The sequence below is a fragment of the Streptomyces sp. NPDC091272 genome, assembly GCF_044757485.1.
Taxonomy (GTDB): Bacteria; Actinomycetota; Actinomycetes; order Streptomycetales; family Streptomycetaceae; genus Streptomyces.
In genome coordinates this window covers 472,584-493,002 of the sequence record NZ_JBIVVC010000005.1, presented here as the reverse complement: position 1 = coordinate 493,002, position 20,419 = coordinate 472,584, and the positions used below count along the sequence as shown (strand labels likewise).

The window sequence follows — 20,419 nt, the reverse complement described above, 5'->3', positions numbered from 1 at the left end:
TCGCCGCGGAGAGGTCAAGTGGGCGGCCCGGAAGGGGAATCACTCCTTCCGGGCCGCCTTTTCACCGCCCTGTTGCGCACACCGTTCCGCTGTGCGTACAGTGTGCGCATCGGGACGCGGCAGGCGTCCGGTCCACAGAAACGGGGCGGTCATGACGGAGTACACCAGCTTCAACGAGCAGGGCGAGTGGCAGGCCGGCGGAGCCTGGGGGAGCAGGGACTCGGCCGGCCGCCGGTTCGAACTCGGCCGCTGGCAGGCCAGGTTGGACGAGCTCTGCGCCGCCCACCACGTACCGGCCGCCTCGCTCGCCGTCCTCGTCGACGGCACGGTCCACCAGCTCGCGACCGGCGTCCTGCACCGCGGCACCGGGGTCGGGGCCACCACCGACTCGGTCTTCCAGCTCGGCTCGGTCGCCAAGCTCTACACGGCCACGCTCGTCATGCAGCTCGCCGACAGCGGCGAACTCGACATCGACGCCCCGGTCGTCTCCGTCCTCCCCGAGTTCGACACCGCCGACCCCGAAGCCACCAAGCGGATCACCACCCGCCAGCTCCTCTCCCACACCAGCGGGCTGACGTGTGACTTCACCCACGACAGCGGTCGCGGTGACGACTGCCTCGCCCGGTACGTCGAAGCCAGTGCCGGGGTCGCGCTCGACTGCCCTCCCGGGACGGCCGTCTCCTACAGCAGCGTCGGCTACAACGTGCTCGGCCGCATCGTCGAAGTCCTCACCGGCCAGAGCTGGGACGAGGCGCTGCGGTCCCGGCTGCTCGTCCCGCTGGGCGCCACGCACACGATGACCCTCCCCGAGGAGGCCCTGGCCTTCCGGGCCGCGATGGGGCACCTGGGCGAGCCGGGCGAGCTGCCCGACCCCGCCCCCGCGTGGGACATGATGCCCCGCTCGGCAGGCCCCTACGGGCGGGTCATCGCGAGCGCGTCCGACGTGGTCAGGCTGGCCCGTATGCACCTCGACGGAGGCGTCGCGCAGGACGGCACCCGCATCCTCTCCGCCGGGGCCGTCGCCGCCATGCAGCGGCGCGAGACCGACGTCCCCGACAAGTGGACCGTCAGCTCGGACGGCTGGGGCCTCGGCTGGACCCTGTACGACTGGCAGGGCACGCCCGGCTACGGCCACGACGGCGCGTCCATCGGCCAGTACGCCTATCTGCGGGTCGTTCCCTCCGCCGGGGTCGCCGTCGCCCTCCTCACCAACGGGGGCAGCGCCCGCCTGGTCTACACGGCGCTGATGCGCGAGCTCCTCGCGGAGCTGGCCGACGTCACGATGCCGGAGCCGTTCGGTCCGCCGGCCCGGCCGGTCGCCGTCGACTGGGCGCCCCTGGTGGGGGTCTACCGCCGCGCGGGTGTGGTCCTCACGGTGACGGAGGGCCACCTCCGCTACGAGTTCGTCGACGGGATGGCGGACTTCTCGCCGCCGCTCTCGGTGGACCTGCTCCCGGTCACGGACACGGTCTTCGCCGGGACCGGCGCCGGGGCGTCCTTCAGCGAGGACTACATGCCGGTGGTCTTCGCCACGCTTCTCGACGGGACGGCGTGCGTGTACGTGGGCATGCGGGCGGCCCCGAAGGTGTGACGGTCCCCGTCGCCCGTCGCCCGTCGCCCGTCGAGCCGCACGGGCCGCCGCCCCGGCGCGTGACGGCGCGGGCGCCACTGCGGGGGCACCCGGCGGGAGCGGGCGCCACCCGGCACACCCGGCCGGGTGTGGGCATTCAACACGCGCACCCGGCCCGTCCCGCCCGCCCGGCGGGGAATATCCGGAGTGCCCCTCCTGTTCGTACTCGGGAGTACGCATGACGCCCCACCCGCAGGAGGAGACCCCGGTGGAACCCAGCCCCGCCCCCCACCCCGTCCGCGCCACCGTCCAGGGGTCCGCCCCCACCCCCCTCTCCGTCCTCGACCTCGCGACCGTCGGCGTCGGCAGCAGCCCCACCGAGTCGCTGCGCACCAGCGTCGAGATCGCGAAGCTCGCCGAGGCGCGCGGCTTCCACCGGTACTGGGTGGCCGAGCACCACTCCATGCCCGGGGTGGCCAGCTCCTCGCCCGCCGTGATCCTCGCCCATCTCGCAGCCCACACCGAGCGCATCCGGCTCGGCTCAGGCGGCGTGATGCTCCCGAACCACGCGCCGCTCGTCATCGCGGAGCAGTTCGGCACGCTGGAGGCGATGGCCCCGGGCCGTGTCGACCTCGGCCTCGGCCGGGCCCCCGGCACCGACGGCGCCACCGCCGCAGCGCTGCGCCGCGGCGACAACCCTCACGAGGGCGCGGACGAGTTCCCGCGCCAGCTCGCCGAGTTGACCCGGTTCCTGACCGACGACTTCCCCGACGGCCACCCGTACTCCCGGATCCACGCCGTCCCCGGGCCGGTCCAGGGCCACGGCAACACCCCGCAGGTCTGGCTGCTCGGCAGCTCCGGCTTCAGCGCCAGGCTCGCCGCGACCCTCGGCCTGCCCTTCGCGTTCGCGCACCACTTCTCCGCGCAGAACACGATCCCGGCCCTCGACCTCTACCGCGAGTCCTTCCGGCCCTCCGCGGCCCTGGACGCCCCGTACGCGGTGATCGGTGTCTCAGCGCTCGCCACCGACGACGAGGCCGAGGCCCGCAGCCAGGTCCTGACCGGCGCACTCAACATGCTCCGGCTGCGGACCGGCCGCCCCGGCCTGATCCCCACGCCCGAGGAGGCCGCCGCGTACCGGTTCAGCTCCCTGGAGCAGGAGTTCGTCGACGGCTGGCTGACGAACGTCGTCCACGGCACGCCGGACGCCGTCCGCGCGGGCCTCGACGACCTCGCCAAGCGCACCGGGGCCGACGAGCTGATGCTCACCGCCAACGCGCACACGGGAGCGGTCCGGGTCCGCTCGTACGAACTGATCGCCGACGCGTACGGCCTGCCCACCGCCTCCTGAGGTTCAGGAGGCCGTCCGCTCGCAGAGCATCGCCGCGATCCGGTCCGGTGCCGTCGGCCGTGAGTACAGCCAGCCCTGGCCGGTGTCGCAGCCGATCCGGCGCAGCCGTGCCGCCTGGCCCGCCGTCTCCACGCACTCCGCGGTGACGGTGAGGCCCAGGCGGTGCGCGAGCTGCACCAGGGCCTCGACGATCGTCTCGTCGGCGGGGTTCGGATGGGCCTCGTCCTGGAAGCCCCGTACGAACGAGCCGTCCAGCTTCAGCACGGACACCGGCAGCCTGCTCAGATATGCCAGGTTCGAGTACCCGGTACCGAAGTCGTCGATCGCGATGTGGACGCCCATGTCACTCAGCGACTGGAGGGCCTGCAGGGGCCGGCCGGCCGAGCCCATCACCGCCGACTCGGTCAGCTCCAGCTGGAGCAACTCCGGTGCCAGGCCCGTCTCTTCGAGGATGTCGGCCACGTCGGCGACCAGGTCCGAGTCCCAGACCTGGCGCACCGCCACGTTCACCGAGACGAACAGCGGCTCGGTCCGCGGGTGGTCCTTCTGCCACTGCCGGGCCTGCCGGCACGCCGTGCGCAGCACCCACCGCCCGAGGTGGACGATCGAGCCGTCCTCCTCGGCGATACCGATGAAGCGATTCGGCGCCAGCGTCCCGAACTGCGGGTGCCGCCACCGCACGAGGGCCTCCACCCCGCGCACCAGCCCGCCCTCCAGATCCACCAGCGGCTGGTACTCCAGTACGAACTCGCCCCGCTCCAGGGCCGGGCGCAGCGTCGAGGACAGGGCCTGCCGGGTCATCCGGTGGGCGTTGCGCTCCGGGTCGAAGAGAGTCCAGCGGCCCTTGCCGTCCGCCTTCGCCCAGTACAGCGTCGTGTCCGCGGCCTGCATCAGCCCCGTCGCCGACGTGCCCGCGGCCGGCCGCTCGACCACGCCGATCGACGCGGAGACCGAGAGCCGCTGCCCGGCCAGGTCGAACGGCTGCTGAAGGGCGGTCAGTACGGTCTCCGCCAGTTCCGCCAGCTGCTCGGTGCCGGTCGAGTCCTCCACCAGGAGGGCGAACTCGTCACCGCCGAGCCGTGCCACCAGGAACCCGCCGCCCGGTCCGTGACCGCCCTGGTCCGCGCACCGGGTCAGCCGGGTCGCGACCGCGGTCAGCAGCCGGTCGCCGACCCGGTGCCCGAGCGTGTCGTTGACCGCCTTGAAGCCGTCCAGGTCGAGATAGCAGAGCCCGATCCGGCCGGTGCCGCCGCGCTCGTACGTCGATGTCTCCAGCGCGGCCGAGAGCCGCTCGAAGAACAGTGCGCGGTTGGGGAGCCTGGTCACCGGGTCGTGCATCTGGTGGTGCCGCAGCCGGGCCTGGAGCTCGCGCCAGTCGCTGATGTCCGACACCGACAGCAGGACGTTCGTGCTGTCGGGCACCGGGGCGAGCGCGACCTCCACCCACAGGGCGTGTCCGTCGCGGTGCTTTAGCCGGCGGGTGCAGCGGAACCGGAGCCGCCGCCCGTCCAGGACCTCGCGGTACGCGTGCCAGGTGCGGGCGTCGGACGCCAGGTCCACCAGTTCGGCGGCCTCGGTGCCGGCCAGCAGGCAGGGATCGACGCCGAGCAGCCCGCCGAGCGCCTCGTTCGCGGCGAGCACGGTGCCGGCGGGGGTGATCAGGGCCATCGCGAGCTGGGCGGCGCGGAAGGCGGCCCGGTAGTCGCGGACGCCGGCGTCGTCACGGGGGTGCGGATCGGCGGGGCCGCCCGGCACCCCGTACCCGCCGGACCCGGGTCCGTCGGGTACGTCGTCGCGGTGCAGGTGATGACGCTCCGTGACGAAAGTGGGGACGAGAGGGGCGGGCGGGACGGCGTCGTGGCCTGAACCGGACTCTTCGGGGATTCCGCTCACGGTGTGCTCCCGCAGGGCGATGGAGTCGTACAGGTTTCGTCGGGTGATGTCGGGGGTCCTGATGTCGGCGGTCCTGAGGCGCGTTCCACGCGGGAAAGTGTGCCGATCATAGAGGCTGCCGCGACGGCCGATCCAGCTCCGCCGCCGCGGGAGCCCCTTCGGGTACGGGGTGACGGGGCGGGCCGCCCGGACGGGCCGATCGTTTCTGCGCGGGTCTGCCTTGACCTGATCCCCTCCTGACCGGTTGTGACTTTCCGTGAGCCGCCGGGGTGTCGCCGCGGCGTGCCGCAGGCACCCGAGTGGCGCACTGGAACAGGGCATTCACCCACAAATACGAACAATGTGGGTGAGGTGTTCCGAATTCCGCAGCGGAGGGCCCGGAGGTCGATGTGCTGGACCGGTTGACACCCGGGGGAGTGCCCGAGGAAGTACCCGCAGGGGGCACGGGCCCCGGCGAGGGTGACGGCAGGACGTCTGCCGGGGGCGGCGGCGGGGTGCCCGGAGGGGGTGACGGGCAGGGGTCCGGCAGGGACGGCGGGCAGGGGTCCGGCAGGGACGGCGGGCAGGGGTCCGGCAGGGACGGCGGGCAGGGGTCCGGTGGCGCGTACCGGTCCCGGCTGCGGCTGCGCAGCACCGCGGCCCTGGTGACCTCCCTGGCGGCCCTCGCCGCGACCGGGCTCGTCGCGGGACCTGCGGCCGCTGCCAAGGCGGCCGGGCCGTGCGCCCTGCCCCGCACCGGCGCCCACCACTCGCTGGGCCTCGACACCTGGAACGAGAACTACCCGCGCCCGGTCCGCACCCTCGACGCGGTCATGGTCTTCCTGTCGTTCCCCGACTCGAAGCCCCTGGTGACTCCCGGCGAACTCGCCGCCGACCACTTCCCGGCGACCAGCGACTTCTTCCGGCGCGCCTCGTACGGCAAGTTCCGCCTCGAACCGCACCCGACGGCGGACTGGGTCCAGATGCCGGCCGACTCCACCTCGTACGCGATACAGCGCGACTGGAGCGCCGAGCGGCGCAGCACCTATCTGCGCGACGCCGTGGCCGCCGCCGACAGCAAGGTCGACTTCTCCCGGTACGACGTCGTCTACCTGGTCGCCGACCCGGACGCCCCCGGCGTCGACTCGGACGCGACGAAGGTGGTCAACTTCGACTCCCCGCTGCGCGCCGACGGCACGGACATCCGCCGTATCGTCACCGTCTTCGAGAAGCACCCGCCGGACCGCAACGTGCTCGCACACGAGACCGGGCACGTCTTCGACCTGCCCGACCTCTACCACCGCCCCACCGACGGCAAGGGGGACTGGGACACTTACGTCGGCGACTGGGACGTCATGGGCAGCCAGTTCGGGCTGGCCCCCGAGCCCTTCGGCTGGCACAAGTGGAAGCTCGGCTGGCTCGACGGGGGCCAGGTCGCCTGCGTGCCGTGGGGCGGCACCCGCCGGCTCACCCTGGACCCGCTCGCCGCCCCCGCGCCGGCCGGCGGCCAGCGCGGCAACACACGCCTCGCGGTCGTCCGTACGGGGGAGAACACCGCGCTCGCCATCGAGGCGCGCGGCGGCGCGGGCAACGACAGGGACGCCTGTGTCGAGGGCGTACTGATCTACCGGGTGCGCAACGGCGCGCCGTCCGGCGGCGGGCCGATCGAGGTGGTGGACACCCATCCGCGTACCGAGGCCTGCTGGGACCGTTCGGTGTACCCGCCGCTCGCGGACGCGCCGCTGGGCGTCGGCGAGACGTTCACGGTGACCGACCAGGGCACCAAGGTGGAGGTGGCGGACCGCACCAGGTCCGGCGGGTGGACGGTGCAGGTCACCACGGGGTAGCCGGAGCGCGCAGTTTCCCCCGCGACCGGCGCCGGAGGGCAACGAAAAGGTCCCCCGGGCCGAAGCTCGGGGGACCTTTTCCGTCTGTGCGCCGCCAGGGACTCGAACCCCGGACCCGCTGATTAAGAGTCAGCTGCTCTAACCAACTGAGCTAGCGGCGCCTGCTGACGTCGTAGACATTAGCACTCTGATCGGCGGGAGGAAAAATCGATAACCGCGAGGCCCGCACACAGGCCCAGAACATCACCTCCGGGCCCGGCAGCCAGGGGTGGCGGACGTCGGGCGCGACCACCCACCGGGGCCCCTTCTCCGGTCCTGGTGCCAGCGCGGGCACGGTCACTGCGTCGCCCGTGCCGTGACACAGCAGCGGCGGGACGTGCTCGGCGCGGCGCTCCCAGCGGAGCAGCGCGGGCAGCCGCTGGGCGGTGCCGGGGACCGTGAGGAGCAGCATCCGCCCGCGCTGTTCGGCCACCGGGCCGGAGCCGGGGCCGTCCGCCCAGAGCGCGTCGAGCATCCGGCGGCCGAACACGGCGGGCACGTTCACCACGTCGAAGGCGGTCCCGCAGGGCAGCACGGCGGGCACGGCGGGGCGCGCCTCCCAGGCGGAGAGCGTGCTGCGGGGATATGCCGAGGCGGAGGCCAGCCAGGCGGCCCCGGACGCGGTGACGCGGTCCAGGGCGGGGGCGGGGGCGTGCGGCCGGGGCGGGGCGGTGACGAGCGGAGGGTGCAGGGCTGTGGGGGTGTGGGTGGTCATGCTCCAGGTGTACTGGGGGTGATCACACCGTTTCCGAGAGTTGCCGAAAACGGGGACAGGGTGCACCGGAAGGGAGTATCTTGCCGTCGTCGCATATGCCAGCAGCGCATCCGGGCCGCGGTGGCCGGTTCCGGCCCGTGGGGCGGCGCGGGTGGTGCGGGCAGGGCGCCAGCAGGCGGCCCCGAGCAGGGCGACAGCAGGCGGCCCCGAGCAGGGCGACACCCCGGGCGGTTCGCAAGGCGACACCCCGGGCGGCCCGCAGGGCCCGTCCCCTACTGTCCGGGTGTGCCGTCCCGCAGCAGGCCGCGGCCGAACTCCACCATCTTCTTCGCGTAGTCCTCGGTCCACTCCGCGCGCTCCGCGATGTCCGCGGCCGTCAGCCGGTCGAACCGCTTCGGGTCCGCCAGCTGCGCCGCCGCGACGGCCTGGAACTCCACCGCCCGGTCCGTCGCCGCACGGAACGCGTGGGTCAGCTCGGTGGCCCGGGACAGCAGCTCCCTCGGGTCCTCGATCGACTCCAGGTCGAAGAAGTGCTCGGGATCGGCGGACGCGTCCGTGGGCTCGAAGAGCAGCGGTGCGGGGCGCAGTCGCCGCTGGTTCGGCTCGGTTTCCGCCATGAGGTTCCTCCCTTTCGGCCGCCCAGGGGGCAGACGGCCACCATCCATTGTCCGGGTGCGCGCAAGTACGCCTCACGGCCGGTCGGGCTGCGCCCGGCGCGCGGCCTCTGCGCCCGGCGTGCGGTCAGTGCGTCATGCGCACCCGGTGTTCGGCGAGGTGGGCCAGGACCGAGTGGTTCGCCTCCCAGCCGTCCGGGAACTTCACCGTCACACCCAGTTGCACCGGCTCCGTCGAGGGGTGTTCGTCGAGCAGTTCCGTGACGCCCTCGCGGCACACCACGATGCACGCGTGCCGGTGGCGGGAGGCCAGGACGCACAGGCGCCCCGTCTCCAGGTGGAAGGCGGTGGCGTCCGGGCGGCCCGACAGCGGGTGCAGGACCACCGTCACGTCGAACTCCCGGCCCTGGAGCCGGTTCGCCGTGTCGACGGCGACACCCGTCACACCGAGGCCGGCCAGTGCGCTGCGTACCGCCGCCGCCTGGTCGCGGTGCGCGGTGCCGACCGCGATGCGGGCCGGGGTGAGCGGTGCGGGGTCGGGGGAGCGTTCGCTGAGCGCCGCGCCACCCCGGTCGAGCAGCCGCCGGACCACCTGCGCGAGCGCGCCCACCGCCTCCGGGTCGGTGCGCGGCGTGTGCCTGGCGGGCAGTTCGAGCAGCCCCCACCCGGATTCCGCCGCCTCGTCCACCACCCGGTCGACGGCCGAACCGTCCGACGGCACACCGAAGGTCAGCTTCCGGTCGTCCGGGCCCGTACCGCTGCGGAAGGGCGTGTACGGGTAGAAGGCCGCCGAGACGAGCGGCGAGGCCGACGCGGGCAGTCGCCACGACACCGGCAGCCGGTGCTGCGGGAGTTCCGGGTTGTGCGCGAGGAGCGTGCTCACCGCGCTCGCGGACGGGTCGTAGGAGAGGCCCGCCCACTGCTCGGCGCCGACGATCGAGAACGGGTCGAGCTGCCCCGGGTCGCCCACGAACAGCGCCCGCTCGAAGAGACTCGCCACACCGAGCAGCGCGTCGGAGCGCATCTGGTACGCCTCGTCGACGATCGCGTGCCGCCAGGGCTCGACCCCCTTGACGTGCGCCCACTTCGCCGCCGTCGAGATGACGACGTCGAGCCCGGCGAGGTCGGCGGCCTTCGCGGACTTCCGTACGTTCGCGAGGTCGTCCAGCGCCTTGTCGTACGGGTCGGGGTCCGCGCTGTGCAGCCGGCCCACGGGCAGTTCGGGCTCCTTCTCGGCGAGCCGCAGCACCAGGTCGTCCACCTGGGCGTTCGTCTGCGCGACGACCATCAACGGGCGTCCGGCAGCGGCCAGTTCGAGGGCGGCGCGCACGACGAGGGTGGACTTTCCCGCCCCCGGCGGGGAGTCCACGACGACGCCCCGGTGGGTGCCGTGGAGCGTGTCGTGCAGGATCGCCGCGGTGGCGCGGGACGCCTCGGCGCCGGGGTCGAAGTCCGGGTCGGCGTACGGGGAAGCGGTGTTCACAGCAGGTCCTCCGGCGTGACCGGGTCGGGGGCTTCCGCGAGGGTCGGCCCGCCGGTGCCCAGCGCGGCGTCGGTGCCCTCCGTGCCCGGCGGGCCGCCGTGGGTCCACGGGGTGTCCTCGGGGTCGGGCAGCTGCGGGCCGCCCCGCTGGTCGTGCGGGAACAGGGTCCAGCAGATTCGGTCACCCGCCGCGGGGACCGACCCGGGCGCGGGTTCCTTGGCGCGGCCCATCGCGTTGACGACGCGCAGTACCAGCACGCCCTCGGCGGCCCACCCCACGAACTCGGCGCTCTGCGCCTTCCCGTCCAGCGACCGGTACACCTTCACCCCCTCCTCCGCGCCGAGCTGCGGCAGGTCCGTCGTCCGTACGGTCACCAGCGGGCGCGGCGCGGGCCGCTTCCCCTCGCTCCAGCTCATCTCGACACCGAGCACCTCGCTGTCGAACGCCTCACCCGACAGCCGTCTGGCCGCCATCGTCAGCGGATCGTCGAGTGCCTCCTGCGCCTCAAGCCTGGCCTGTTCCGTCTCCCGTGCGGCGAGCTTCTGGGCGGCGCCCACCGCGCTGTCCAGGCGCGGCTGCGGCGGCTCCCCGGCGCGCACCCGGTCCCGGTGGCCGGTGTACGACCAGCGGTCCCTGGTCCAGCGCTCCCCGGCCCGTACCCCCTCGGGCAGGGTCCGCAGCAGGTCGAGCGCCTGCCAGACGGAGTCCCAGGTGGGCCGCAGCTGGGTGGCGAGCAGCTCGCGGATGCGGCGCTCGGCGGCCGACAGCTCACCGAGGGTGGCGTCGGCGCTCCCGCCGTCCTCGGCCGCGGCGAACCGCCGGCGGGCCAGGTCGTAGGCGTCGACGGCGGGGGCGAGCAGCGCGTTGTCGAAGGCGGGGTCGGTGGCCGGCCCCGCGGGCGGGCACAGCAGCTGACCGCGCGCGTCCCGTGCGGTCTCGGCGTGCAGTGCGGCGCGCGCTCCGTCGCTCTCGCCGTCCCGTGGCGCGAGCCAGGCGAGCAGCGCCCCGAGGTGCTGGTCCTCCAGGCTGCTCTGTCCGGTGGCCCAGTGCCTGCCGAGCAGGTCGGTCGCGGCGAGCAGCAGGGCGGATCCCGGCACCCGGGCCCGCTCCCCGTAGTGCGTGAGCCAGCGGCCGAGGAGGGGGATGTGGGGCGGTGCGGGATAGGGCGTGTCGGGGTCCTGTTCGGCGGTCCTGCGAAAGCGCATGGACCGGCCGAGGAGTCGTACGTACTCGACGCCGGCCCGGCTCGGCACGACGATCTGCGGGGCGTCCCGGCAGAGTTCCACCTCCACCTTGACGCGCTTGCCGGTCTCCGGGTCGCTCTCGTTCCGCTCGGCGGGCTCGGTGTCGTCGGCGAACGAGTCGAGGTACGGCAGGACGGCGTCGGCCAGCTCGGCGAGGAACGCGAACCGCAGGTCGCGGTCGCGGGGCTGGGCGACGGACAGCAGCCGAGGGGCGTCGCGGTCCGTCCCGACGAGGGCGCCGAGGGGTGCACCGGCCTCACCGGCGGTCGTGAGCGGGACGACCACCAGGGGCCGCTCGGCGAGGTGCCGGTGCCGCACGGTGGCGAGGGGCTGGGCGCGACCGCTGCGGGTGGCTTCCAGCCGGGCGAGGGTATTGATCAGCGACATGGGCGGGTGGACTTGCCTTTCGGGGGAGTCGGGACGACCGGACCGCTTGAGGCGGCCACGGGCAGTCAGGGGCGCGGGGGAACGCGGGGACGGGCGGTCAGGGTCGCGGGGAACGGGGGAGCCGCCCGGCACGGTCCCCGCGCGCCGGCACCCGACGTCGCGCCGGACCTGTCCCGCCCGGCACGGTCCCCGCGCGCCGGCACCCGACGTCGCGCCGGACCTGTCCCGCCCGGCACGGTCCTCACGTCCCCCGCGCGGCCAGCGCGTCGGCGCGCAGGGCCGCCGCGCGGCGCAACGTGGCGACCGTGGGGTCGGCGGGGTCGCCGGACACCCCCGCCGCCGCGTCGAGGACCTCCTCGACCGTCGTCAGGCCCCCCAGCTCTCCCCGCACGCCCCGCCCCAGCGTCTCCACCGCTCCCGCCGAGCGCGCCCGCTCCCTGCAGTGGAAGGCGAGCTCGCACGCGGCCAGGCACTCCGGTGCGTATGCCGCGTCCACCGCCTCCACCGCGGCGGCCAGCTCCTGCGCCGAGCACGACGAAGGGTCGAAGGTGGTGCCCTGCGGGACCGCGGCCGCCAGCTCCTCGACCCGGTGCATCCGGGCCAACTGCCTCCGGGTCACCTGGAGTTGCTTACGGACGTCGACGACCGCGCCGGCCGGCAGGTTGGAGAAGTCCTTGGGGCAGACCAGCAGCACCCGGTGGCCGACCTCCGCGCCCGCCACCTTCGCCGCCACCTGCTCCAACGCCAGCACGTACACCGCGGCCTGCCGGGCGGCCGCGCCCACCTTCGCCGCGTCGGCCGAACCGTCCAGCATCGGGAAGGACTTGATCTCGACGACCGTCCAGTGGCCGTCCGGGTGCACCACCACCGCGTCCGGCTCCAGGTACACGGGTGTGCCGGCGACCTCCAGGGCCAGCATCGGATGGTCGAGCAGCGTCCACGCCTTGGCCGCCGTCGCCTCCCGCAGCGCGAGCGCGGTGCGTGCCGTACGCCCCTCGGGGCCGGCCGCGGAGACGTCGGGCGTCAGTGCCCCCGACGGGTCCTCCACCCCCAGCAGCCGCAGCAGGACCGCCGCGCCGTCCGACTTCACCCGGGCCTCGAACGCGTTGCCGCGCATGAACGCGAACTGCGACTGGCCGAGGGCGGCGGGCGAACCCAACGCCTGCGCGAGGGCCGCCTTGTTCACCCCCGCCCCGTCCAGCAGGGTCCGCCGCTCGCACCCCGGGTTCGCGGCCAGTGCGGCAAGCGCGCGGGCGTCCAGCGGGTGCGGGGGGACCGCGGCGCCGCGCAGCTCGGCGAGCCGCCGCCGCACCGGAACCTGCTCCAAAACGGCCGGGGCGTGGCGTGCTTCGCGACGTACGGGCGGAGGTGTGGGGTCGGGTCCGCTGCCCAGAGTTGCGTTCACCCTCGGAAGTCTCGCATCCACCACTGACAACACCCCCGCATCCGTTCGCCCACCCGGTGCGCGATGATGGAACGGGCCGGCCCCATTCCGGCCCGAAAGCCCTCTTTCCGTACGGCCTGATGCCGTACGGCCCACCTCGCTCGGCGTCCAGGGAGAGATCGACATGGCACCCCGCATCCTGCTGGCCAGGCACGGTCAGACGGAATGGTCGCTGACCGGCAAGCACACCGGCCGCTCCGACATTCCGCTGCTCGACGAGGGCCGCCACGGCGCGAAAATGCTCGGCGAACGGCTGCACCGGGCGCCCTGGGGCGGCCTGCCCGGCGTGGCGGTCCGCAGCAGCCCCCTGGTCCGGGCCCGCGAGACCTGCGACCTGGCGGGGTTCGGCGACCGCGCCGAGAACTGGGACGCGCTCATGGAGTGGGACTACGGCTCCTACGAGGGCCTCAAGCCGGACGAGATCCACGCCCACCAGCCCGGCTGGATGATCTGGCGCAACGGGGCCCCGGACGGCGAGTCCATCGCCGACGTGACCGCCCGCGTCGACGAGGTGATCGAGTGGGTCCGCTCGGAGGACCGCGACGTGCTGGTCTTCGCGCACGGGCACATCCTGCGCTCGATCGGCGCCCGCTGGCTCGGCCTGGGCATCGGCTTCGGCGCCCACATCCGCCTGGACCCGACCTCGCTGTCCGTGCTGGGCTGGGCGTACGGCGAACCCGCCGTCGAGCGGTGGAACGACACCGGCCACCTGGACGCCGCGCGCTGAGCGGTCCGGCCGCGTCGCGGCCGGTCCGGGCGGGGCGCTGTGCCCGGACCCGGGGCCCCGGCCGGGTTCCGCGTCCCGCTCAGGCACGGCGCACGGTGTTCGCGTGCCGGGCCAGGAACGCGCCCACCGCGGGGGAGCGCCGGTGCGGCAGCAGTGCCCGGAACGTCCCGGCCAGCATCGTGTGCACCCGGGAGGACTGGACCTGCTCCAGCAGGTCGAGCACCTTCTGGCCGACCGCGGCGGCCTCGTCGGGCACGCCGGCCCTGGCCAGGTCGTCGGCCAGCTCGGCGCTGTAGAGGGCGAGGTTGCGGGTGAAGTGCGGGTCCTGGAGTGCGGCGGCCCGGTGCGCGTGCCGCGCGGCCCGCCGCCAGTCGCCCAGCGCCGACCAGCACTGCGCCTCCAGGCCCGCCAGCTCGGCGGGCCCGAAGAAGGACATCCACTCCGGGTCCTGCTCCGAAGGCCCGGCGTCGAAGAGCGACTTGGCCCGTACGAGCGCCTCGACGCAGCCCGTACGGTCGCCAAGCGCCGCCCAGCCGGCCGCCTCGCGCAGCGTCAGCAGCGACTTCAGCCGCGCCGACCCCGTTCCGCCCGCCGCGCGCTGCCCCGCCTGCGCCGCCCGCAGTGCCTCACGGGGCCTGCCCGCGTCCCTGGCCAGGAACGCCGTGTTGCAGAACGCGTGCGCCTCAAGTCCCGGGTCCCCGGCCACCCGCGCGGTGGCCAGCGCCTCCGCGTAGTGCGAGCGGGCCTCCTCGAAGCTGCCCGAGTCGTGCGCCAGCCAGCCCACCGACAGCGCCAGCTCGCCCGCGGCGCGGTACAGCCGGTCCGACACCGTGCGCCGGGCGGCCCCCGCGTCGAGCAGGGCGTACGCGGTCCGCAGCGGTTTGCCCGTGTGCCGGTAGAGGGCGTCGGCGCCGTGCCGGTCGTCCAACAGCCGGATCTGCCGGACCGCCTCCTCCACCGCGGCGGCCTCGCTCGCCCCCGGCCGTCCGGGGAAGGTGTCGGTGGGTGAGCCGGTGGCTCTGCCGGGCAGGCCCGCCGGGGGGTTCGCGAAGGCGGTTCCCAGATACCCGACGGGCCCCAGCGTGGCGGCTGCCGCCACCGTGACGGTCCCGCCGGTCATGAACGCGCGACGCAACACGTCGCTCTCCTCGTCGATGTCGGAAACGTGTGGTCCTGGCCCGCCGGGTCCGCTCCCCGCCGGCCCGGCGACGGCCGCACCCGGGGGCGTACCGGGGTGCGGCGAGGGAGTGCGGGCGCCGCCGCGCGCCCTGCGGCCGCGCACCGAGTCCCGGTCGGTGAACCCGAGGTCGGTCAGCGCCAGCCCCGGGAACATATGGAGGAAAACCCGCTCGTACGCATAGTTCGGGCAACGGATCTCGCCCGCCTCGACCCGCCCGACGTACCGGGCGTCGCACGCCACCTGTTCGCCGATCTCGCGGGCGGCCCGGCGGACCGCCGCGGCGAACTCCCCCGGTGAGCGGTGTCCCCGCAGGGCCCGGAAGACGAGATTGGGACGGGACGGCCGGTGATTCACTGATGACGACGCCATTGGCCGGGCCTCTCTGGCGGCTGGTGCGACAGTGCGCCGCCGGGGCGGGTGGTCCACCCCCGGCGGGGCATGAACGTACCGGCTGTGACGACACCAACACGCGGAGTTTGCCTACAAACCGGATATCTCATCCCCGATCTGCCATGAACTGCCATCCTTTGCGGCGGCGTGCCGCCGTAGCCGTTGACGCCGTTGGCGCGTTGACAGGGAACGGAGGGGGTGCGACTCCCTCCCGAGCGAGGAGAGTTCCCTTGTTGGAGGCCGGCATGGAGACAGTGGAAGCCGTTTCGGACACCGCAGGAGTTCCCGGCGGGCCCGGGTCCGCGCCACGCGGCGCCGCGGTCGCTCCCGTCGGAGGGACGCCCGGATCCGCCTCCGCGTCCCACGCGACCGCCCAGCACTGGCCGACCACCGAGTGCAGCACGACGCCCGAGATGTCGGCCCTTCCCGACGACGCCCCCGGGGCCGCGTGGCCCGGCTCCGAGGAGCTCGGCCCCGAGGTCTTCGGCCCCGAGCCCCTCGACCTGGTCACCGTCCCCGCCCGGCAGGGACTGGAGGCGGTGGACATCCTGCGCCGCTCCTCCGCCGCCTGTGCGGACGCCACGGGGCCGGGCTCCTCCGCCGTCGGCCCGGTGCTGCACGACGGCCCGTGCGACACGGTCGGCTTCCTGGTGCCGCCCGGCACCGCCGACGGCTGGGACATGCCGGGCAGCGCCTGTACGCAGACACTGGGCCGGGGGGTCTCCTTCGACCTCCCGCCCCGGCCGGCCGGCCGAAACGAGGGCGGGGGCACGGAGGACGGCGAGGGGACAGCCACGTCCGCCACGGCGCGGACCGCGCCCCGGCCCGCTCCCGCGCACACCGACACCACCGCACCGCACATCGCCGAGCCCCCCGTCACCGGCACGGACTGGCTGCTGCCGCCCACCACGGGCACCGTCCCGGTCACCGACCCCGAGGCGCTGCGCAGGGCGCTCGGCGAGGCGGCCCGGCTGATCGAGGCGGCCGACCGCTGCCGCTGACGCGGACCGGTGGGCGTCAGCGGCGCGGGTACGCCGACCTCCCCCGGTGCGCCGATGTCCTGCGGTACGCCGATACTGGCCGGGTGGCAAAGAAATCCCAGGCCGCGGCCTCGACGTCGGCGGGCCGAGGCGGCAGGCGGCGCGAGCGCGCCTCCGCCCCCGAGTCCGTGGTCGAGACGGTCGACGGCGGTCTCGCCGAGCTGATACCCGACCGGGACCGCCCGCGCGGCTGGACCCTGCTCCTGGACGGCGCGCCCCAGTCGCACGTCGACCTCGACGACCCCGCGCACCTCGGCTTCGCGTACCAACGCAGGCTCGGCCACGTCGTCGACCTGATCGCCCCGGCCAAGCAGCCGCTCCAGGTGCTTCACCTCGGCGGCGGCGCGTTCACGATGGCGCGGTACGTCGCCGCCACCCGGCCCCGCTCCACCCAGCAGATCGTCGAGATCGACACCGCGCTCGCCCAACTGGTGCGCAGGGAGCTTCCACTGGACCCCGCGGCCCGGGTACGGGTGCGGGGGACCGACGCCCGCGAGGGGCTCGCCAGGCTCCCCGACGGCTGGGCGGACCTGATCATCGCCGACGTGTTCAGCGGCGCCCGTACGCCCGCCCACCTGACCAGCACCGAGTTCCTGACCGAGGTACGACGCGTCCTCGCGCCCGGCGGACAGTACGCGGCGAATCTCGCCGACGGGCCGCCGCTCGCCCACCTGCGCGGCCAGATCGCCACCGCGGCGGCCGTCTTCCCGCACCTCGCCCTGGCCGCCGACCCGGCCGTACTGCGCGGCAAGCGGTTCGGGAACGCCGTACTGCTCGGCTCGGAGCTGGCACTGCCCCTCGCCGACTGGACCCGGCGGGTGGCGACCGACCCGCATCCGGGGCGGGTCGAGCACGGCCGGGACCTGACGGACTTCACCGGGGGAGCCGTGCCGGTCACCGACGCGAGCGCGCAGCCGTCCCCTGCCCCGCCGCCCTCCGTCTTCAAGTAACCCGGCCGCGCACGGCCTCCGAGCGACCCGCACGGCACCCCGTGCCGCGCACCGCCTCCGAGCGACCCGCACGGCACCCGTCGCCCACGGTCCTCAGGCAGCGCCGCCGCTCACGACTGGACGACCTCGACCGTCGGCGCGTGGTCGTGCCAGGTGCAGAAGACCGACAGCTTGGCGCCGCCGGCCGTGAACTCCACCCGGATCCACGACGGGTCCTTCCACACCTGCATGGCCCACCCCGAGGTCGGCGTCGCGGACACCAGGGTGGCCGAGTCCTTCTCCATCGAGAAGACCACCCGGCCCGCCACCGTGTTGACCGACTTCAGCTCGCCCGTCGCGGCGGGCGGCAGCGAGGGCGTACGGGTGCCGGCGGCGGGCGGCGTCGGGGACGGGGCGGGACGGCCTGCGGGAGGGGGCGTGGACCTCTTCGCCGACGGGGTCTGGGCGTGGGTCGGCCGGTGGGTGGAGGAGGAGCGCGGCGGGGACGTCTGCGGGGTGACGGTGGGCTCCGGGGGCGCGGCCGGGATCGGCAGGGCGCGCGGCGGGTCGTACGCCGTGCCCGCCATCACGGCATGGACGCCCCACCACGAAAGGGTGACGGCGGCACCGGTGGCCAGCAGCCACGCTCCGGAATGTATGAGTCCTCGTCGCATCGGGGCCATCCTGCACCACGCGCACCACTGCTGTCCCACGGGGACGGAGGGTCCCCCACCGGGGGAGGGTCCGCGCCGTCCCCCGCGGATGGGGATCCGCCGGATGGCGTACGGTGCCGTTCCATGGCAAGTGTGCTCGTGGTCGAGGACGACCAGTTCGTGCGCTCCGCCCTCATCCGGCACCTGACCGAGGCCTCCCACACCGTGCGGAGCGTCGGCACTGCCCTGGAGGCGTTGCGCGAGGTCGCTCATTTCCGCTTCGACGTGGTCATCCTTGACCTCGGTCTGCCCGACCTGGACGGGGCCGAAGCGCTCAAGATGCTGCGCGGAATCACCGACGTACCGGTGATCATCGCGACCGCACGGGACGACGAGGCGGAGATCGTACGGCTGTTGAACGACGGCGCCGACGACTATCTGACGAAACCTTTCTCGGTGGAGCACCTGTCGGCCCGGATGGCCGCCGTGCTGCGCAGGTCGCGCGCCTCGGCCGGCGCCGAGCCGCCGTCGCGGCTCATCAACGTGGGCGGTCTCGCCATCGACCCGCTGCGCCGGCAGGCGGAGCTGGACGGGGCCCGGCTCGACCTCACCCGCCGCGAGTTCGACCTGCTGACCTTCCTCGCCGGACGGCCCGGAGTGGTCGTACCGCGCAAGGAACTCCTCGCCGAGGTCTGGCAGCAGAGCTACGGCGACGACCAGACCATCGACGTGCATCTGTCATGGCTGCGTCGCAAACTCGGTGAAACCGCCGCCAACCCCCGCTATCTGCACACTCTTCGGGGCGTCGGGGTCAAGCTCGAACCGCCGCTCCCCGCACCGCCGGGCGCCACCGCATGAGGTGGGCGCTGGTCAAGGTGTGCCTCGCGGTCACGGCGATGGTCGTGGTGGCGTTCGCGGTGCCGCTCGGCCTGGTCATCAGGGAGATGGCCGGGGACCGGGCGTTCTCCGGCGCGGAACGCCAGGCCGCCTCCATCGGCCCGACCCTGTCCATCACCACCGACCGCGAGCAGCTGACCCGCGCGATGGCGATCACCGAACCGGGCAGCAAGGGCTGGATGGCGATCCACATCCCGGCCTCCGACGAACCGGGAATCGCCGGTCAGGCGCAGGAGATCGGCATCCGCCGGGCCTCCGTCGAGGACGTCGAGGCGACCCAGCGGATCGGGCGCGCCTACACGGCGAAGGCCCCGGGAGGCTCCGCCCTGCTGCAGCCGACGGCCCTCGCGAGCGGCGACATCGCCATCGTCGAGGTCTTCGTGCCCGAGGAGGACGTCAGCAACGGCGTCGCGACGGCATGGCTCGTACTGGCCGGGGTGGGACTCGCGCTGATCGTCGGTTCGGTCGCGGTCGCCGACCGGCTGGGCGTACGGATGGTCCAGCCGGCCCAGCGGCTGGCGGGCGCCGCCCAGGACCTGGGCGAGGGCAAACTGGGCGCGCGGGTCCCCGAGGAGGGGCCCACCGAGCTGAAGTCGGCAGCGGTCGCGTTCAACTCGATGGCCGACCAGGTGGTGCAGCTCCTCGCCAACGAACGCGAACTGGCCGCCGACCTCTCGCACCGGCTGCGCACCCCGCTGACCGTACTGCGCCTCAACGCCGCCTCACTCGGGGAAGGACCGGCCGCCGACCAGACGCGGGCGGCCGTCGAGCAGCTGGAGCGCGAGGTCGACACGATCATCCGCACGGCGCGCGAGCAGCGGCCGCAGACCCAGCCGGTGCCCGGCCCCGGCGCGGGGTGCGACGTCTCCGAGGTGGTGCGCGAACGGATGGGATTCTGGTCGGCGCTCGCCGAGGACGAGGGCCGTGAGGTCCGGCTGGCGGGCGTGGACCGGCCGGTCCGGATACCGGTGGGCCGCGCCGAGTTCGCGGCGGCGCTGGACGCGCTGCTGGGCAACGTCTTCCGGCACACCCCGGAGGGCACGCCGTTCTCGCTGGACGTGCACAACGGGGAGGACGCGGTGCTCGTCCTGGTCTCGGACGCGGGCCCCGGCATCGCCGACCCCGAGGCCGCCCTCACCCGCGGCAACAGCGGCGAGCAGGCGGGGTCGACGGGGCTCGGACTGGACATCGTGCGCAGGGTCGCGGAGTCGACGGGCGGTGACGTCCGTATCGGGCACTCGGTGCTCGGCGGGACGGAGATCCGCATCTGGCTGGCACTGCACGGGGGCCGTGCGGCGCGCACGGGGCGACGCGGACACCGGGTGGTGCGCAGGCGCCGCCCGGCGGCCCGCAGGACCGCGGGGCTCTAACCGGCCTCCGCGGCCCCGGGCCGCCGCCGTCCCTGTCTCCCGCCGCCGCCCTCACGCCGTGAGGTGATGCGCCGCCAGGTCTTCCACCAGCCTCTTGAACTGGCCCAGGTCGTAGTTGGCCAGCGTCTTGTCCAGGTTGGTGAGTGCGCCCACGTGCTCGACGAACCCGTGCGGCTCGTACTCGATCTGGAGCGCCACCCGGCTGGTCGTGTCGCTCAGCCGGTGGAACGTCACCACGCCCGCGTGCTGCACGCCCGCCGTGGTCCGCCACGCGATCCGGTCCTCCGCCACCACCTCCGTGAGCTCCGCGGTGAACGCCTTGTCCGCGCCCGGCAGCCGCAGCCACCAGGAGAAGGTGTTGGCGTCGATCGGATCGACCCGCTGGACGTGGGACAGGAAGGTGGGCCACTGGGTGACATCGCTCCACAGTGCCCAGCTGTCCGCCACGGGGGCGTTGACGTCAATGGTCTCGACGATCGAAGACGACATGGTGCGGGTCCTCCTTGAGGCAGGTGCGATGCGCTGTCCCGGTGCCGCCTACCCGCTTCCCCTCCTGCGATTACCGCTGTGACGCAGCCGCGCACCGGGTGTGATCCGCAGGCCGGCGGGCACCCGGAACTCCGCAGGAACGAACAGCTTCAGGAACGAATCAGGGGGCGGAGGCTCG

17 protein-coding genes and 1 tRNA gene are annotated in these 20,419 nt (G+C 74.2%); 8 read left to right on the top strand and 10 right to left on the bottom strand.

The features are described 5' to 3' along the window. Positions 1 to 151: 151 nt before the first annotated feature. Complete coding sequence (locus tag ACIQM4_RS17745) at positions 152 to 1,591, top strand: serine hydrolase domain-containing protein (protein WP_401592207.1); 1,440 nt, start codon at positions 152 to 154, stop codon at positions 1,589 to 1,591. Positions 1,592 to 1,808: 217 nt separating this feature from the next. Then, positions 1,809 to 2,921, top strand: a complete 1,113-nt coding sequence (locus tag ACIQM4_RS17740; RefSeq protein ID WP_401592205.1) for an LLM class flavin-dependent oxidoreductase — start codon at positions 1,809 to 1,811, stop codon at positions 2,919 to 2,921. A 3-nt stretch (positions 2,922 to 2,924) separates the two neighbouring features. Here the strand turns inward: ACIQM4_RS17740 and ACIQM4_RS17735 are convergent, their stop codons facing one another. Then, positions 2,925 to 4,814 (bottom strand): putative bifunctional diguanylate cyclase/phosphodiesterase, encoded by a 1,890-nt coding sequence (locus tag ACIQM4_RS17735; RefSeq protein WP_401592203.1) that lies wholly within the window; start codon positions 4,812 to 4,814, stop codon positions 2,925 to 2,927. Between the two features lie 617 nt (positions 4,815 to 5,431). Between ACIQM4_RS17735 and ACIQM4_RS17730 the strand changes: the two genes are divergently transcribed. Beyond that, a complete protein-coding gene (locus ACIQM4_RS17730) occupies positions 5,432 to 6,640 on the top strand; it encodes a M6 family metalloprotease domain-containing protein (RefSeq protein WP_401592371.1) in 1,209 nt (402 codons plus the stop codon). An 87-nt stretch (positions 6,641 to 6,727) separates the two neighbouring features. On the opposite strand, the gene ACIQM4_RS17725 is transcribed toward ACIQM4_RS17730, so the two are convergent. The 6 genes from ACIQM4_RS17725 to ACIQM4_RS17700 all read right to left on the bottom strand — a co-directional run bounded on the left by ACIQM4_RS17725 (position 6,728) and on the right by ACIQM4_RS17700 (position 12,527). Continuing rightward, a tRNA-Lys gene (locus tag ACIQM4_RS17725) sits at positions 6,728 to 6,801 on the bottom strand. Beyond that, the gene (locus tag ACIQM4_RS17720; RefSeq protein WP_401592201.1) at positions 6,792 to 7,394 is read right to left on the bottom strand and encodes a hypothetical protein; all 603 of its coding nucleotides are present in this window, start codon (positions 7,392 to 7,394) and stop codon (positions 6,792 to 6,794) included. Before ACIQM4_RS17720 ends, ACIQM4_RS17725 begins: the two co-directional genes overlap by 10 nt. Positions 7,395 to 7,666: 272 nt before the next feature. Next, entirely contained in the window at positions 7,667 to 8,011 is a 345-nt protein-coding gene (locus ACIQM4_RS17715; RefSeq protein WP_401592199.1) for a hypothetical protein, read from the bottom strand. Between the two features lie 124 nt (positions 8,012 to 8,135). Further along, entirely contained in the window at positions 8,136 to 9,491 is a 1,356-nt protein-coding gene (locus ACIQM4_RS17710; RefSeq protein WP_401592197.1) for an AAA family ATPase, read from the bottom strand. After that, positions 9,488 to 11,122, bottom strand: coding sequence for a hypothetical protein (locus tag ACIQM4_RS17705; protein WP_401592195.1), 1,635 nt, complete (start codon positions 11,120 to 11,122; stop codon positions 9,488 to 9,490). Before ACIQM4_RS17705 ends, ACIQM4_RS17710 begins: the two co-directional genes overlap by 4 nt. A 241-nt stretch (positions 11,123 to 11,363) precedes the next feature. Further along, a complete protein-coding gene (locus ACIQM4_RS17700) occupies positions 11,364 to 12,527 on the bottom strand; it encodes a hypothetical protein (protein WP_401592193.1) in 1,164 nt (387 codons plus the stop codon). Positions 12,528 to 12,690: 163 nt separating this feature from the next. Here ACIQM4_RS17700 and ACIQM4_RS17695 point away from each other — a divergent pair, with 163 nt between their 5' ends. Next, positions 12,691 to 13,293, top strand: coding sequence for a histidine phosphatase family protein (locus ACIQM4_RS17695; RefSeq protein WP_401592191.1), 603 nt, complete (start codon positions 12,691 to 12,693; stop codon positions 13,291 to 13,293). Positions 13,294 to 13,372: 79 nt separating this feature from the next. Here the strand turns inward: ACIQM4_RS17695 and ACIQM4_RS17690 are convergent, their stop codons facing one another. Then, positions 13,373 to 14,842, bottom strand: coding sequence for a hypothetical protein (locus ACIQM4_RS17690; protein WP_401592189.1), 1,470 nt, complete (start codon positions 14,840 to 14,842; stop codon positions 13,373 to 13,375). A 266-nt stretch (positions 14,843 to 15,108) separates the two neighbouring features. Here ACIQM4_RS17690 and ACIQM4_RS17685 point away from each other — a divergent pair, with 266 nt between their 5' ends. Both ACIQM4_RS17685 and ACIQM4_RS17680 read left to right on the top strand, forming a co-directional pair. Then, positions 15,109 to 15,864 (top strand): hypothetical protein, encoded by a 756-nt coding sequence (locus ACIQM4_RS17685; protein WP_401592187.1) that lies wholly within the window; start codon positions 15,109 to 15,111, stop codon positions 15,862 to 15,864. Positions 15,865 to 15,947: 83 nt separating this feature from the next. After that, positions 15,948 to 16,853: a spermidine synthase gene (locus ACIQM4_RS17680; protein ID WP_401592185.1), complete on the top strand. Its 906-nt coding sequence runs from the start codon at positions 15,948 to 15,950 to the stop codon at positions 16,851 to 16,853. Positions 16,854 to 16,963: 110 nt separating this feature from the next. Here the strand turns inward: ACIQM4_RS17680 and ACIQM4_RS17675 are convergent, their stop codons facing one another. Next, complete coding sequence (locus ACIQM4_RS17675) at positions 16,964 to 17,506, bottom strand: hypothetical protein (protein WP_401592183.1); 543 nt, start codon at positions 17,504 to 17,506, stop codon at positions 16,964 to 16,966. 123 nt (positions 17,507 to 17,629) lie between these two features. Here ACIQM4_RS17675 and ACIQM4_RS17670 point away from each other — a divergent pair, with 123 nt between their 5' ends. Continuing rightward, positions 17,630 to 18,343, top strand: coding sequence for a response regulator transcription factor (locus ACIQM4_RS17670; protein ID WP_401592181.1), 714 nt, complete (start codon positions 17,630 to 17,632; stop codon positions 18,341 to 18,343). After that, positions 18,340 to 19,752, top strand: a complete 1,413-nt coding sequence (locus ACIQM4_RS17665) for an ATP-binding protein (protein ID WP_401592179.1) — start codon at positions 18,340 to 18,342, stop codon at positions 19,750 to 19,752. The genes ACIQM4_RS17670 and ACIQM4_RS17665 overlap by 4 nt, the downstream gene beginning before the upstream one ends. Before the next feature lie 51 nt (positions 19,753 to 19,803). Here the strand turns inward: ACIQM4_RS17665 and ACIQM4_RS17660 are convergent, their stop codons facing one another. Continuing rightward, entirely contained in the window at positions 19,804 to 20,241 is a 438-nt protein-coding gene (locus tag ACIQM4_RS17660) for an SRPBCC family protein (RefSeq protein WP_401592177.1), read from the bottom strand. Positions 20,242 to 20,419: the final 178 nt, after the last annotated feature.

What these genes read in the sequence shown, in the direction of transcription:
- ACIQM4_RS17745 (WP_401592207.1), top strand. Translation starts at nt 152, where the DNA reads ATGACGGAGTACACCAGCTTCAACGAGCAGGGCGAGTGGCAGGCCGGC.
- ACIQM4_RS17740 (WP_401592205.1), top strand. Translation starts at nt 1,809, where the DNA reads ATGACGCCCCACCCGCAGGAGGAGACCCCGGTGGAACCCAGCCCCGCC.
- ACIQM4_RS17720 (WP_401592201.1), bottom strand. Translation starts at nt 7,394, where the DNA reads ATGACCACCCACACCCCCACAGCCCTGCACCCTCCGCTCGTCACCGCC.
- ACIQM4_RS17715 (WP_401592199.1), bottom strand. Translation starts at nt 8,011, where the DNA reads ATGGCGGAAACCGAGCCGAACCAGCGGCGACTGCGCCCCGCACCGCTG.
- ACIQM4_RS17705 (WP_401592195.1), bottom strand. Translation starts at nt 11,122, where the DNA reads ATGTCGCTGATCAATACCCTCGCCCGGCTGGAAGCCACCCGCAGCGGT.
- ACIQM4_RS17695 (WP_401592191.1), top strand. Translation starts at nt 12,691, where the DNA reads ATGGCACCCCGCATCCTGCTGGCCAGGCACGGTCAGACGGAATGGTCG.
- ACIQM4_RS17690 (WP_401592189.1), bottom strand. Translation starts at nt 14,842, where the DNA reads ATGGCGTCGTCATCAGTGAATCACCGGCCGTCCCGTCCCAATCTCGTC.
- ACIQM4_RS17685 (WP_401592187.1), top strand. Translation starts at nt 15,109, where the DNA reads ATGGAGACAGTGGAAGCCGTTTCGGACACCGCAGGAGTTCCCGGCGGG.
- ACIQM4_RS17675 (WP_401592183.1), bottom strand. Translation starts at nt 17,506, where the DNA reads ATGCGACGAGGACTCATACATTCCGGAGCGTGGCTGCTGGCCACCGGT.
- ACIQM4_RS17670 (WP_401592181.1), top strand. Translation starts at nt 17,630, where the DNA reads ATGGCAAGTGTGCTCGTGGTCGAGGACGACCAGTTCGTGCGCTCCGCC.
- ACIQM4_RS17665 (WP_401592179.1), top strand. Translation starts at nt 18,340, where the DNA reads ATGAGGTGGGCGCTGGTCAAGGTGTGCCTCGCGGTCACGGCGATGGTC.
- ACIQM4_RS17660 (WP_401592177.1), bottom strand. Translation starts at nt 20,241, where the DNA reads ATGTCGTCTTCGATCGTCGAGACCATTGACGTCAACGCCCCCGTGGCG.